The organism is Pseudoalteromonas sp. 1CM17D (assembly GCF_023161805.1).
Classification (GTDB): Bacteria; Pseudomonadota; Gammaproteobacteria; order Enterobacterales; family Alteromonadaceae; genus Pseudoalteromonas; species Pseudoalteromonas atlantica.
Genome location: NZ_JALNTP010000004.1, coordinates 279,870 through 294,854 on the forward strand (window position 1 = coordinate 279,870; position 14,985 = coordinate 294,854).

General features: G+C 41.3%; 13 protein-coding genes. 9 read left to right on the forward strand and 4 right to left on the reverse strand.

Annotated elements, in window-relative coordinates:
• The first annotated feature begins 2 nt into the window (after positions 1 to 2).
• Both MSC25_RS09970 and MSC25_RS09975 read left to right on the forward strand, forming a co-directional pair.
• On the forward strand, positions 3 to 1,124 hold the full coding sequence (locus MSC25_RS09970; RefSeq protein WP_248443299.1) for a succinylglutamate desuccinylase/aspartoacylase family protein: 1,122 nt from the start codon (positions 3 to 5) through the stop codon (positions 1,122 to 1,124).
• A 209-nt stretch (positions 1,125 to 1,333) separates the two neighbouring features.
• The gene (locus MSC25_RS09975; protein ID WP_248443300.1) at positions 1,334 to 2,368 is read left to right on the forward strand and encodes a phospholipase A; all 1,035 of its coding nucleotides are present in this window, start codon (positions 1,334 to 1,336) and stop codon (positions 2,366 to 2,368) included.
• Between the two features lie 72 nt (positions 2,369 to 2,440).
• Here the strand turns inward: MSC25_RS09975 and MSC25_RS09980 are convergent, their stop codons facing one another.
• Complete coding sequence (locus tag MSC25_RS09980; protein ID WP_024032005.1) at positions 2,441 to 3,334, reverse strand: bifunctional GNAT family N-acetyltransferase/hotdog fold thioesterase; 894 nt, start codon at positions 3,332 to 3,334, stop codon at positions 2,441 to 2,443.
• A 432-nt stretch (positions 3,335 to 3,766) separates the two neighbouring features.
• Here MSC25_RS09980 and MSC25_RS09985 point away from each other — a divergent pair, with 432 nt between their 5' ends.
• Entirely contained in the window at positions 3,767 to 4,468 is a 702-nt protein-coding gene (locus MSC25_RS09985; protein ID WP_248443301.1) for an SAM-dependent methyltransferase, read from the forward strand.
• On the opposite strand, the gene dtd is transcribed toward MSC25_RS09985, so the two are convergent.
• A complete protein-coding gene (dtd, locus tag MSC25_RS09990; protein ID WP_248443302.1) occupies positions 4,465 to 4,902 on the reverse strand; it encodes a D-aminoacyl-tRNA deacylase in 438 nt (145 codons plus the stop codon). The two genes, MSC25_RS09985 and dtd, sit on opposite strands and share 4 nt — an antisense overlap.
• Positions 4,903 to 5,805 carry a virulence factor BrkB family protein gene (locus tag MSC25_RS09995; RefSeq protein ID WP_248443303.1) on the reverse strand — a complete coding sequence of 301 codons (903 nt, stop codon included), beginning with the start codon at positions 5,803 to 5,805 and terminating at the stop codon, positions 4,903 to 4,905.
• Between the two features lie 85 nt (positions 5,806 to 5,890).
• On the opposite strand from MSC25_RS09995, the gene MSC25_RS10000 reads away from it, so the two are divergent.
• From MSC25_RS10000 to MSC25_RS10010, 3 genes are all read left to right on the forward strand, one after another.
• Entirely contained in the window at positions 5,891 to 6,547 is a 657-nt protein-coding gene (locus tag MSC25_RS10000) for a DUF2959 domain-containing protein (RefSeq protein WP_004588426.1), read from the forward strand.
• A gap of 130 nt (positions 6,548 to 6,677) precedes the next feature.
• Positions 6,678 to 7,769 carry an MBL fold metallo-hydrolase gene (locus tag MSC25_RS10005; protein ID WP_248443304.1) on the forward strand — a complete coding sequence of 364 codons (1,092 nt, stop codon included), beginning with the start codon at positions 6,678 to 6,680 and terminating at the stop codon, positions 7,767 to 7,769.
• 63 nt (positions 7,770 to 7,832) lie between these two features.
• Positions 7,833 to 8,567 (forward strand): CBM9 family sugar-binding protein, encoded by a 735-nt coding sequence (locus tag MSC25_RS10010; protein WP_248443305.1) that lies wholly within the window; start codon positions 7,833 to 7,835, stop codon positions 8,565 to 8,567.
• Between the two features lie 865 nt (positions 8,568 to 9,432).
• Here the strand turns inward: MSC25_RS10010 and typA are convergent.
• Complete coding sequence (gene typA, locus MSC25_RS10015; RefSeq protein WP_004589455.1) at positions 9,433 to 11,256, reverse strand: translational GTPase TypA; 1,824 nt, start codon at positions 11,254 to 11,256, stop codon at positions 9,433 to 9,435.
• A 507-nt stretch (positions 11,257 to 11,763) separates the two neighbouring features.
• Between typA and glnA the strand changes: the two genes are divergently transcribed.
• The 3 genes from glnA to glnL all read left to right on the forward strand — a co-directional run bounded on the left by glnA (position 11,764) and on the right by glnL (position 14,975).
• Positions 11,764 to 13,170: a glutamate--ammonia ligase gene (glnA, locus tag MSC25_RS10020; protein WP_024031998.1), complete on the forward strand. Its 1,407-nt coding sequence runs from the start codon at positions 11,764 to 11,766 to the stop codon at positions 13,168 to 13,170.
• Between the two features lie 132 nt (positions 13,171 to 13,302).
• Entirely contained in the window at positions 13,303 to 13,815 is a 513-nt protein-coding gene (locus MSC25_RS10025; RefSeq protein ID WP_138685779.1) for a DUF4124 domain-containing protein, read from the forward strand.
• An 89-nt stretch (positions 13,816 to 13,904) separates the two neighbouring features.
• Positions 13,905 to 14,975, forward strand: coding sequence for a nitrogen regulation protein NR(II) (gene glnL / locus MSC25_RS10030; RefSeq protein WP_248443307.1), 1,071 nt, complete (start codon positions 13,905 to 13,907; stop codon positions 14,973 to 14,975).
• Positions 14,976 to 14,985: the final 10 nt, after the last annotated feature.

Consider the following 14,985-nt stretch of genomic DNA (forward strand, 5'->3'; position numbering starts at 1 on the left):
ACATGAGCATAACAACACCCATTAGCCAAGAAAACATTGTAGTAGGGGAAGTAGCAAACGGCTTGCCTCTAACTATTCCGGTGTATCGCTTAAAAGGCGATGGCAGCGGGCCAAGCGTGTATATTCAAGCCAATATGCATGGCGCCGAGGTACAAGGTAACGCGGTTATTTTTCAGCTGCTAGAGCAGTTAAAACAGCTTAATTTAAAAGGCGACATTACCTTAGTACCTTATGCTAACCCTATAGGTTGTAATCAAAAATCAGGGGAATTTACCCTTGGCCGATTCGACCCTATTACTGGCACTAACTGGAACCGTATGTATCACTACAATAGTGATTTAGTCACCCAGTTTGCACACGAGCATAGCCAGTACGACGATGCAGCTTTAAAAAGCAATTTTAAAAAAGCCCTGCTTGATGAAATAGATGCCAAACTTAACGGCCCAGCTTACTTGCTCAATACCGGTAAACGCATTGCGCTTAACCTGCAAAAGCTTGCGCATCAAGCCGATATCGTGCTCGACTTACACACGGGGCCTATTTCAAGTAAGCATCTGTACTGTCCAACATATGCCAGCGACAGCGCACGTTATTTTAATATTGAACACGTACTGCTTATCCCAAGCGACTTTGATGGCGCAATGGATGAAGCTAGCTTTTGCCCATGGTGGCATCTAAGTGATGCACTTAGTGCGCAAGGCAGGGACTTTAATGTACAGGTTGAAGCCTTTACAGTAGAGCTAGGCAGCCAAGAAAAAATAGATTTAGCAGCCGCCTTTGACGATGCAAACAGCATTTTAAGCTATTTGAACCATAAAAATGTATTGGTAGATGCAGCGCATCAACCTAAGCAGATGACCCGTTATGCGTGCCATTTAGATGACTACTTTGCTTATTATGCGCCGATTGGCGGCATGGTTGAATATATTGCCCCATTAGGCGCACACATAAAGGCAGGTGAGCCAATAGCCCATATATTACGCATGGAGCGCTATTTAACTGAGCAACCCCTACAAACATTAAGCCTTGATTGCGATGCAATTGCTATTTTGCATTTTGCCTCAGCAAGCGTAAACCAAGGCACTGAACTTTATAAGTTTTTTACTAACGTATTTGAGTTATAACGCACCGCGCTATAACTCCCCCTTCTCATTGCGTGAGAGTAAGTTAACTAACTTACAATATAAGCGGCTATATGCCGCTTTTTTTGATCTGTGATAACGGTGTAAACGTAAGGTAATCAAATAAGTGTAAATTCAGTGAAAGTTCACCGTTACAAATGTAAAAACACGTTATAATTTATAAATCTACCTTACTCTCAAAGGAATAAACAATGAGCTGGCGTTATTGGATTGCAGTTACGGCTTTACTAAGCACACCCTCTTTTGCCCAACAAGAGGTTAAAAAAAATGAACAAGACAACGACATAGAGCTAGTTAAGCAATGTATTTTAAATGAAGTAATTGGTGGCGATGGTAAGCAAACCTTAGACGAGCTGCGTACAAAATGCTCCGCCCTTGAAGAAAACAAACAACTTACCGCACTTGATAAACGCAAGGCTCGCGAAGAGGTAAGCAAAAAAAATCGTAACGTAATTACGCCGCATAAACGTAACTACATTTTACCTTTATCGTATGTCTCGCACCCTAACGATCGCCCGTTTGATGGCTTTGACGAGCTAACAGATGAAGAAAATGGCGAACCCCTTGATAACCTAGAGGCTAAATATCAGCTTTCTATTAAAGTGCCACTGTACGATGATTTTGCAGATGAAGACCAAGCCATATTTTTTGGCTTTACCTTGCAGTCGTATTGGCAAATTTATAACTCAGAGATTTCTTCTCCGTTTCGTGAAACCAACTACGAACCAGAAATATTTTGGGTAAACTACCTAGACCAAGAAAACGTACTTTGGGGCGACGAAATGGCCATAGCGCTGGGTATTTCGCACCAATCTAATGGCCGCAGCCAGCCAAACTCTCGTTCATGGAACCGAATTTACGCCGATTTTATATGGGAAAAGAGCGGTTTTGTATTTAGCTTTAAACCTTGGTATCGCATTGCCGAGGATGAAAAAGACAATATATTAGAAGCCGATGGCGACGACAATCCAGATATTTACAAATACATGGGTTACTTTGAATTTGGCGGGGCGTATCGTTATCACGATCATGAGTTTAGCTTTATGACGCGTAACAATTTAAATTCAGATAACCGCGGGGCAATTCAGCTTGATTGGTCATTCCCTCTTTGGGGTCGTTTGCGTGGCTACGCACAATATTTTAACGGTTACGGTGAAAGCCTAATTGATTATAACGCTGATGTAGAGCGTATTGGTGTAGGTATATTACTTACTGATTTACTCTAATTTATTAATACGCCATAAAAAAAGCCAAGCCCTTTTATAAAGTGCTTGGCTTTTTTATTAAAGCGTTACTCGTTATTTTTTAACGGCAAACACCCCTTCAAACTCTGCAACAACATCGCTGCCATCAAATATAGTAACAGGTACTACGTAGCTTGCTTTGCCTGTTGTTTCCAGCTCACTGAGCTTACCTTTACAGGTTTGCACATCAACACAACCACGTGGGTCGGTATTAAGTGGTTTTAAGTATTTTATAGTGGCATCGGCTAATACAATATTGCCCTCAAGCCCTGCCTCTTTAAGCGCTAAGTACGTTGCGCCCCAACCTGTTAAGGTTGCTAAGCTGTATATAGAGCCTGCAAACATGGTGTTGTGTAGGTTTAAGTTAGCGTCTAAATCAGCACGCGTTGTAAACTGCCAATCAGTGTAGCTTTCTACTTTTATACCCATTGCATCACTAATTGGGATTGATTCACGCCAAATATTTTGCAGTACTTGCGTCCAATCAGGGTGGCGAAACCAACCCGGCTCACTAGGCTTTTGTTTAATCATTTTGAAATGTTGTACATCGCCATACGCAAGGTGGGCTTTTTCTTTTAGCTCGTAGCCGTGGCGCTTATAAAACTCAAGCGCACGCTCGCGAGCAAATAACACTAATTCGCCTGCATTTTGCGTCCATGCTATTTTTTCAAGCTCGTGTAATAAACGGCTACCAATATGCTGGTTACGGTTGCCTTCGGCTACGGCCATGTAACGTACTTGCGCTTGTTCATGGTTGTTAAAGTGTAAACGGGCCACACCAAGCACATCACCGTTGTTATTTTTAATAAAGCGATGCTCTGAGTCTTGTTCCATATCATCTTGTTCAGAGCCACGAGGCTCATTCCACGGCGCACGTAGTACTTCCCAACGTAATTGATAGTACGCTTGCCAGTCTTCGCTGCTCTGCGGTGTCGTTACTTGAAACATATATACTCCTGTTGTTTTGCCGTAAATAAAAAATAAAGGCTACGGCATGTAATCCAACTGAATAACTCTTTAACCTGCACATTGGTTTTTACATTAGAAAATTAAAGATTAAGTTGGTTGGAATTATTATGGCAAATACCATACTCCATCTTTTAAACACTGCCAATACGACTTTGGTAAGCAAGCAAAAAAATAACTGTTTTACCCATCGCATCAGCTAGTTTATGCTGGGCCTTTAGAGATTGAACATGCACTGAGCGAAGGGTTCTGCCTAGAGAAAATTAACTCTTTGTTGCCTACATGGGTGTAAGCCAGTAGAGTAACGCAGGAGCAGTTACCTAGCCCACCAGGTTACAAATCTCGCGCCGCGATTAAATCGCCCCCTAGATTGAACAAACTTTAATCCTGAAAGGTCAACAGGCCCTTAATGTTATGAGCGATTTTATAAACCCTTTAACGGGTGTAGTGAGTAGCCACTTTATTAGTCACAGCCAAGATATTGGGCAACTAGTTTACTGGCATAAATATGCAGGCGATCACATACAGGTTCGCCAATTCGGGCAGCTTCGCTGGCTGCTAATTAACGATACATTGCAATCGGTGATAGAGCTTAACAATCCACAGCGCTTACTATTTCCACATTTAACCTATTTAGCTAAGCAGTGGCAAACCTTAGCACCGCCAAATCATGTGTTAGAACTTGGTCTTGGCGGTGGCGCTATACGTAATTACTTACAATACACTTACCCGCAGGCACACGTAACATCAGTTGAAAAAAATGCAGATATAATTGCCTGCTATACAGATTTTTTCGCTCTTAAAAACCAAAGTGACGTGCAGTGTGATGACGCGCAAAATGTACTTAGCAAGGCACATAACCATGACTGGATTATTCTTGATTTATTTAGCCAGATAGATGCACCACGATTTTTGTTTGAACGCGCTTTTTATCAAAAAATATACGATGCGCTAAACGCAGGTGGCACGTTATTTATTAACTTTTTATCGCAACATGAGTCGCAGTTAATTCAGTTACAGCAATTATTATTTAATGTGTTTGGCGTAAAAGTAAGCCCGCATAAAATTGCGGGCTTTGTGAATCATATTATTATTGTTACTAAAGCTGGTAATTAAACCAATAAGTTAAACGTAACAGGCCCATCGTTACACAAGCTCACTTGCATATCGGCGCCAAACTCTCCCGTTGCCACACTAATACCTTGCGCTTTAGCTTGAGCTACAAAGTACTCGTAAAGCGCGTTAGCTTGGCTAGGTGTGGCTGCCGATGAAAAGCTTGGGCGCATGCCTTTTTTAGTATCAGCCGCTAATGTAAATTGCGACACCACGAGTAACTCACCGCCTATATCTTTTAGGCTTAAGTTCATTTTGTCGTTTTCATCGGTAAATATTCGGTAATTACTTACTTTATGCAGCAGCTTGTCGGCGGCTTGCTCATCGTCTGGTTTTTCAACACCGAGTAACAATAAAATACCTTGGCCAATTTCACCTATAACTTGGTCGTTAACTTCTACTTTGGCACTTTTTACACGTTGTATTAAGCCTTGCATTTAACTGCGTTCCTCTGTTTTTAGTCCTTCATCAATGTCTATTTCTGGTGTTTGTGGTACATGATTAGGGCTTATACAGGCGGTAAATTCGGCCCCTAATAGCACCACCACCCACGACAAATACACCCACACAAATAAAATAGGAATAGTCGCAACAGCGCCATAAATTACTTCGTACGATGGAAAGTGGCTAATATAAAGCGCAAAGCCTTTTTTAGTCAGCTCAAATAATACTGCCGCAAAAAGAGCCCCCGGTAGCGCAGCCCGAATAGATACAGGCGTGTTAGGCACTAAAGTGTATAACATTAAAAAGCCAATCATCGAAAAGCCATAAGGCACCAGCTTTAACAAAAAGCCACTAAACCCAGGAATGCCCTGATCGGCAAACGACACTAACGAAACAATATACGATGTAACACCAATACTTGCGCCTAGCAGTACGGGGCCTAAGCTCAATACCATCCAATAAACCGCAAAAGAGATCATCATGGGGCGTTTTTTCTTAATACGCCAAATGCGATTAAGCGTGGCATCAACATTACGTATAAGCAGCAATGCAATCGCCGCTAAAAAGCCAATACCCACGGCGGTCATTTGGTTCGCATTGCCAGCAAAGGAGCTTATATGCTCTTTAATAACATCAGATGAGGTAGGTACAAAGTTAGTAAACAAAAAGCTTTCTATGGCTATGCGGGTCGACTCAAACCCCGGGAAGGCCGAAAATATTGCCACGCCTACCGCTATCAAAGGCACTAAAGAAAGCAAAGTAACATAGGCAAGGTAGCCTGCATTCACTGTAATTTGATCGTCTATACAGCGGTTAACGTACTGCATCCACCAGCTTGGCTGTTGCCTTAAAAAGGAGATAGCTTGCTGTTTATAAAGGGAGAGCTTATCATTCATACAATTGACTTGTGCTAATCGAATTTTGATTATGATAGCAATCAGCACCATAATTTACAGCACTTACTGGTAAATAGGGATCCAAATGAAAAAACAAACATTACTTAGCGCCTCGGTACTGGCCATTACGCTTACTTTATCGGGCTGTCAGTCGGCCTATTATTCTGCAATGGAAAAAGTAGGTGTACATAAGCGCGACATTCTTATTGACCGCGTAGAAGAAACCAAAGATTCACAAGAAGAGTCGCAAGAAGAATTTCAATCAGCACTTGAGCGCCTAACAACCTTAATTAATTTTGATGGCGGCGAGTTACAAGATGCCTACAATCAACTTAATGACGATTATGAGTCTAGCTTAGCAGCCGCTAATGAAGTGTCGAGCAATATTAATAAAGTTGAAGATGTAGCAGAAGCTTTATTTGATGAATGGAGCGATGAGCTTGAGCAATACAAAAGCGCGTCGCTTAAACGCGAAAGCAGTAAAAAACTAGCGGCTACACAACGCCAATTTAGCCAGTTACTTCGCTCTATGCGCAGTGCAGAAAGCAAAATGGAACCAGTGCTATCGTCTTTACAAGATAACGTACTGTACCTAAAGCATAACTTAAACGCACAAGCGGTTGCCGCTATTAAAGGCGAATTCACTAATTTAAAGCGTGATATTCAAGTACTGATGAACGACATGAATAAATCAATTGCCGATTCAAACAAGTTTATAGAGCAAATGAATAGCGCTGGCTAATCAATTAAAATCTGCCTAACAAAGCCTGCATATTGCAGGCTTTTTTGTTGTTACGTTTTGTTACCTTTGAACTATTTGTTAATCTTTTGATGTTGTTATACTTTTATAAAAATAATAATAGATAGCAACAATGAAACTAAAAACCACCAGCCTTGTATTTATTTGTGGATTGCTTAGCGCTTGCGAAACCGCTAATCGCATTGAGGTGATTGCAGGGGAAAGCACGCTTACCCCGCAACATCAAACAGGCGAGCGAAAAGGACGCTTTTATAACCTCTACCCTGGCAAAAAAACCTACCCCACCACCTGCGAAACCGGCTGCTACCCGCCAAGCCCTAAATTACAATGCAAACAAGACGCTGAAGATTGCCAATTTATTGCTGAGCAAAAGCCAATTAATTTAAATACGGGCTTTACCGTGCGCTGGTTAGGGCACGCTGGGTTTATGATCCGCACACCTAGCGGACAACACGTGCTATTTGACCCTGTAAAAGAGCAGTTCGACTCACCTGTTGATTTAGCCTTTAGGTTAGCATCAGGGTTTTACAGGCAACCCGGCGATTGGCTTACACAAAACGAGCTTAAAAACTTAAGTGCAGTGATGTACTCGCATATTCATTACGATCACTTTAATAAAGCCGATATAGGGGAGCTTGGTAATCAACCTCGCTACTTAACGCCATTAGGTATGGCCGACAACTTCCCTACTGGTGGCTATAACATTAGCGAAATGGCCTGGTATGCAAAAACACAGCTTGATGATTTAACGATTCATGCCCTACCAGCGCACCACTTTAGTAGCCGTGTATTGGTGCCCTTTATTTACGAAGATAACGATAAAGACCTATGGAATGGCTGGTTGCTTGAGCAAAACGGCAGTACCGTGTTTTTTGCAGGCGATACCGGCTACTCAAAACACTTTAAAGACATTCAGCAAAAGTATGGCGATATAGACATATGCCTACTGCCTATAGCCTCGTATTACAGTGAAGACAGCCCTACTTGGTATCGTTATGTACACACCACACCAGAGGATGCTGTAAATGCAGCTAGTGACCTTAACTGTAAAGTAATGATACCGTGGGGCTATGGTAACTCAAGCTGGAAAATGGGCGACCGGACAAGTCATTCAGCACTGCTAAGGTTACTACATATGCACAATAAAATGGCTTCAACCACACCTTTATATATTTTAAACGAAGGCGAAAGTATTTCACTGTAACTCATTGCTGAACTGTTTTAGGATGATTGTAATATCTAAATACATATTAACATTGAGAAATTAATGAAAAAACACGCATTAGCTTTAAGCTGTTTATTAAGCGCCCCAGTAATGGCCATTGATGTAGCGCACACATCGACCCCTATTACTATTGATGGCGTATCTGAAAGCGCATGGGATAAAGCAACGTGGCATGATATGCCGCATTTAATGGATGGCACCTTGCCCTCATCAGATGCCGACTTTAAAGGCCGCTACCGCCTGCTGTGGGATAAAAACTACCTGTATTTACAAGCTGATATAACTGACGATGTACTTATTGATACGCACCCAGACCCGACCGTAAAATATTGGGATGACGATGCGCTGGAAATTTTTATCGATAGCGACGCGTCAGGTGGTATTCACCAGTTTAACCATACCGCGTTGGCATATCATATTGGCCTTGATAACCAAGCCGCCGATTACGGCCCCGATAAAAAAGCCCATTTATACACCGACCACTTAACAAGTAACTGGAAGCGTAATACCCAAGCCCCTTATAACATCACCTGGGAAGTTGCTATAAAGCTCTACCCTAACGATTACCAAGAAGGCGCTGTAAACACGCCCATTACGCTTAATGAAAAACAAGTCATTGGCTTTATGCTAGCGTATTGCGATAACGATGGCAGCAAAGTACGCGAGCACTTTATGGGCTCTCACGAAGTACAGCCAGTCAATGGCGACAGAAACCGCGGTTTTATAGACGCAGATGTCTTTGGCAAAATTACCCTGCTGCCAAAAAGTAACCACTAATAAATAGTTGAGAAGTAGGTTGGGTTGAGCGCAGCGAAACCCAACGAAAAAACACCCTACCAACAATGACAGATGCTTTGCGTTATCGATTGATTAAGCTTTGACTCTTGTACTTCTCATTCCCTTCTCCTTGTGCAAATTTTTTTAAGTAAATTATTCACAAAGAGAATAAGAGGCGCTGCGCTTTTAGAGATAAATACATTGTGGCAATTTCACTATAGAACGAACTATAAACACTGACGTATTTGGAAAAGGCGCTCTACTGCCAAAAAGTAATCACTAATAAATAGTTGAGAAGTAGGTTGGGTTGAGCGTAGCGAAACCCAACGAAAAAATACCCTACCAACAATGACAGATGCTTTACATTATCGATTGATTAAGCTTTGACTCTTTTACTTCTCATTCCCTTCTCCTTGTGCAAATATTTTTTAAGTAAATTATTCACAAAGAGAATAAGAGACGCTGCGCTTTTAGAGATAAATACACTGTGGCAGTTTCACTATAGAACGAACTATAAACACTGACGTATTTGGAAAAGCCGCTCTACTGCCAAAAAGTAACCACTAATAAATAGTTGAGATGTAGGTTGGGTTGAGCGTAGCGAAACCCAACGAAAAAATACCCTACCAACAATGACAGATGCTTTGCATTATCGATTGATTAAGCTTTGACTCTTTTACTTCTCATTCCCTTCTCCTTGTGCAAATATTTTTTAAGTGAATTATTCACAAAGAGAATAAGAGGCGCTGCGCTTTTAGCGGTATGATCACAGTTCGTACAACTTACAACTCTTGTTTTAACCCACAAAAAAGCCGCTGTATTGCAAAATACAGCGGCTTTTAAACCATTACTCTAAATTAATAGATTATGATTTTGGAGCACGACCCGCACGCTTACGCTCACTTTCAGTTAAGTGACGCTTACGAATACGAATGTTCTCAGGTGTTACTTCTACTAACTCGTCATCATCGATAAACTCAAGCGCTTGCTCAAGTGTGTAGTTCAATGGTGGCGTCAATGTTTGTGCTTCATCTGTACCAGATGCACGAACGTTAGTAAGTTGCTTACCTTTAAGTGCGTTAACTGTAAGGTCGTTATCACGGCTATGAATACCGATAACCATACCTTCGTAAACTTCAACACCGTGACCGATGAATAATTTACCACGCTCTTGTAAGTTGAATAATGCGTTAGTAAGTGCTTTACCTGTAGCATTTGCAATCATTACACCGTTCTTACGAACACCTAGCTCGCCACCTTTGTGTGGACCGTAGTGATCGAATGTATGGTAAAGTAAACCAGAACCTGAAGTTAACGTCATGAACTCAGTTTGGAAACCGATTAAGCCACGGCTTGGGATCATAAAGTCTAAACGCATACGGCCCTTACCATCTGGTGCCATATCAGTAAGTTCACCTTTACGAAGACCAATTTGCTCCATGATAGAACCTTGATGCTCTTCTTCACAGTCAATTGTTAGTGTTTCGTACGGTTCTTCTAATACGCCATCAACAGTGCGTAAGATTACTTCTGGACGAGATACAGCTAGCTCGTAACCTTCACGACGCATGTTTTCGATTAAGATACCAAGGTGTAATTCACCACGGCCCGATACGCGGAAGCTATCTGGGTTGTCAGTATCAGCAACACGAAGTGCAACGTTATGTACTAATTCTTTGTCTAAACGCTCACGAATATTACGTGATGTTACAAACTTACCTTCTTTACCACAGAAAGGAGAGTTATTTACAGAGAACGTCATTGTTACTGTTGGCTCATCAACACTTAGTGGTGGTAATGCTTCAACGTTGTTAGGACAACAAACAGTGTCTGAAATCTTAAGCTCGCCAAGACCTGTTACCGTTACAATGTTACCAGCGTAAGCTTTATCTGTTTCGATACGCTCAAGACCTAGGTAGCTTTGTACTGAACCAATTTTGCCGTTACGCGTAGAGCCATCAGCACTAACAATCGTTACTTGCTGGTTAGGCACAACAGAACCACGTTTGATACGGCCGATACCGATTACACCTTTATAAGAGTTGTAATCAAGCTGAGAAATCTGCATTTGGAAGTCACCTTCAGGATCTGCATCCGGTGGTGATACTTCATCAACGATCATTTGGAACATAGGTTCCATGTTGTCAGACGGCTCGTCTAAATCTAGTGTAGCCCAACCGTTGATTGCTGAAGCGTAGATTACTTTAAAGTCTAGCTGTTCGTCAGTTGCACCAAGGTTGTCGAATAAATCAAAGATTTGATCCATAACCCAATCAGGACGTGCACCTGGCTTGTCGATTTTGTTGATAACAACAATTGGCTTTAAGCCTTGCGCGAATGCTTTTTGCGTTACGAAACGCGTTTGCGGCATTGGACCTTCTTGAGCATCAACAAGTAATAATACTGAGTCAGCCATCGAAAGTACGCGTTCAACTTCACCACCAAAATCGGCGTGTCCCGGGGTATCTACGATATTGATATGGTAGTCTTTCCAAGAAATGGCTGTGTTTTTAGCCAAAATGGTAATACCACGTTCTTTCTCAATGTCGTTTGAGTCCATCACACGCTCTTCGTTACCGCCGCGTGTTTCTAATGTACCTGATTGCTCAAGTAGTTTGTCAACCAATGTCGTTTTACCGTGGTCAACGTGCGCGATAATCGCTATATTTCTTAACTGTTCGATGCTCATATTTTTACTCAGAGAAGTTTATTCTCATTGATCCTGCAAGATCTACGCACTCATCTGCGTTTTCACCAGATGTCCCAGCATAGGATTTAAAAGGGCGCATATTATCCCTCATTAATGACATGGATGAAAGTTTATCCAATACAATTTTAAAAACTTTCTTAATACTTTTACTAAGTATCTGTTTTTTATATGACAATTATATGAAATAAATTTCGACAAATTACATAAATTGTCGTTTTTTAGCTAATTTGTTGATTGCTTTGGCACTATTTACTATTTAAGTTAAGCTGATTTAGGTGATTAAAATACGTGCAGAATCGAGCGTGAAATTTTTGCACCAATGTGGATATTTTACGCACCACAAAAGTGCAAAGCGCGTGGCCACTTTTGTGCAACCATAATTTTTAACTTAATAAACAGCAAGTTAAAATAATGGCATAAAATCGGCTTACTAAAAAACCAAAGCATTTAATGCAGCAATAATAAAACCCAACAGTTGGAGGACACATGTCACAATCGGTTTTAGATTTTATTAAAGAAAATGACGTTAAGTTCATTGATTTACGCTTTACTGATACTAGAGGTAAAGAACAACATGTTTCTATTCCTCATCACCAAGTAGATGAAGATTTTTTTGAAGACGGCAAAATGTTCGACGGCTCTTCAATTGCAGGTTGGAAAGGCATTAACGAATCAGACATGGTACTTATGCCAGTAGCTGATTCAGTAAAATTAGACCCATTCACAGAAGAAGCTACGCTAATCGTACGTTGTGATGTTGTAGAGCCATCTACACTACAAGGTTACGAGCGTGACCCTCGTTCAGTTGCTAAACGCGCTGAAGAGTACATGAAATCTACCGGTATCGCAGATACAGTTTTATTTGGCCCTGAGCCAGAATTCTTCCTATTTGATGATGTTAAATACAAGTCAGATATGTCAGGTTCTATGTACAAAATTGATGCTGTTGAAGCAGCATGGAACTCAGATAAAGACTACGAAGGTGGTAACACAGGTCATCGCCCAGGTGTTAAAGGTGGTTACTTCCCATGTTCACCAGTTGACTCTTCACAAGATTGGCGTTCAGCTACTTGTTTAGTACTTGAAGAACTAGGCCAAGTAGTAGAAGCGCATCACCACGAAGTTGCAACAGCGGGTCAAAACGAAATCGCAACTCGCTTTAATACAATGGTATTAAAAGCGGATGAAATCCAAGAGATGAAATATGTTATTCATAACATGGCCCACCTTTACGGAAAAACGGCCACATTTATGCCTAAGCCTGTTGTAGGCGATAACGGTTCTGGTATGCACTGTCACCAATCTTTAGCAAAAGACGGTGTTAACCTTTTTGCTGGTGATAAGTACGGTGGTCTTTCTGAAGATGCACTTTACTACATTGGCGGTATTATTAAGCACGCTAAAGCAATCAATGCGTTTGCAAATGCCTCAACTAACTCGTACAAACGTTTAGTACCAGGTTTTGAAGCACCGGTAATGCTTGCATACTCTGCACGTAACCGTTCTGCATCAATCCGTATCCCAGTTGTACCATCTGAAAAAGGTCGTCGTATCGAAGTACGCTTCCCAGATCCAACTGCTAACCCATACCTTGCTTTCTCTGCAATGCTTATGGCTGGCCTTGACGGTATCAAAAACAAGATCCACCCTGGCGATGCTATGGACAAGGATTTATACGACCTACCAGCAGAAGAAGCAGCAGAAATTCCACAAGTTGCATCTTCACTAGATGAAGCGCTAGAAGCACTTAGTGCTGACCGTGAATTCTTAACACAAGGTGGCGTATTTACTGATGATTTAATCGATGCATACATTGCACTTAAATCTCAAGAAGTTGAAAAACTTAACATGACAACTCACCCAGTTGAGTTTGAAATGTACTACAGCGTTTAATACGCCGTAGACAAAATTATCGATAAGATAATAAATGTGTGTTCTCAAGCCCGCTTAGCGGGCTTTTTTTTATGGTAAATTAGGGTTATCTCCACTAAAGTTATGTAATTACAAAATATGCAGGGTAGCAATGTGAATTACAGGATATTATTACTATTTTTTGCTTTAGGATTAAGCATTTATAGTTATGCAGGCAATAAGAAAATTTATGCTTGGAAAGATAAAAATGGTGTTTTAGTGTTCTCAGATACACCACGTAGTGGCGCGCACGAAATAAAACTAAGCAGCCAAGATCTTACCCTGTCTGAGACCGATAAACACCCCCCTGGTTCACCACAACCAACGCACCCTAACCGTTTTCAAATTATGATATCGTCGCCTACACATAACCAAACCGTACGCGAAAACACCGGCTCGGTGTACGTAACAAGCCGCATAACACCGCGTTTTGAAGCTGGCTTTACCATACAGCTATTTTTAAACGGTAACGCTTATGGGCCCGCAAGCGATTTATCAACGTTTGCTATACGGGATGTAGAAAACGGAGCTCATACTTTGTATCTCAAACTTTATAATAAACAAAATCAAGCCATTGCTATCAGTCAGCCCAGTACCTTTGTGATGCAAAGAAAGGCTGTAAACTAAGTACAATGTCTCATGAAGCAAAATTAGCGCAGCAGTATTTACTGATTAAAACTTGCTTGCAAATATTAACGCACTAAAGTGGTGCAAAGATGTCAAACGAACAAAATTTTAGCCCTGAACTTCTCAATGCCATTTGGCAAAATCAAACTACATCGGTCATGTTACTTGATAAAAATTTTACCCTTGTTTATGCCAACACCAGCACCAGCGAACTACTCGGCTTGGGTAAAAAGCGCATTATTGGGCAAACCTTTAACAGCTTATTTAATTACCATTCTGTGGATTTAGAGCGCATAGCCCAGTACTCACTTATTGATGGTGTAGATTGCAGCCAGCACAGAGCTGACGTGGTCTTTATAGATTCTCGCCATGCAAAAATAGCTATTACATCGCGCCAAGTTAAGTTTAAAAACGAACGCTATATTTTACTTGAGTGCCGTAAAACCGATGAAGAAATAAAACACGACAAAGCCTCTAACCAAATGCATCAATATCAAGCGGCACGAAATTTAATTAGAGGGCTTGCTCACGAAATTAAAAATCCTTTAGGGGGAATACGCGGAGCGGCGCAGTTATTGCAGTATGAGGTAGATCAACAAGAAAGGGACGAATGCGCTGAGCTTATAATTGAGCAAGCCGACCGATTACGCGAATTAGTTGATAGGCTACTTGGGCCAAATCAGCTTCCGCAAAAGTCGTATGGCAATATTCACCAAACACTTGAGTCGGTTGTTAAATTAAGCACATTAGATAATTGTAAAAATATTAGTCTAGTTAAAGATTACGACCCAAGTATCCCTGATGTGTTTATTGACCAAGGCAAGGTTCAGCAAGTTGTACTTAATATTGTACGCAATGCTCAACAGGCGTTAGTTGATGGCGGTGAAATAAAAATAAAAACCCGCATTAATCATCAGTATCGCCGCCCCGGAAAAGCCCCTAAAAAAGCCTTGTTGATCCAGGTTTCTGATAATGGACCAGGCATAGACCCTAGCGTTCGCGAAACATTGTTTTACCCGATGATCACCAACAAAGAAGGTGGCTCAGGGCTAGGGCTTTCAATCGCACAAACGCTCATAGATCAGCACGACGGTTATATAGACTGTGATAGCTGGCCTGGCCATACTGAATTTAATATCTATCTGCCTTTTGCAGATTAATGTTTTGGAG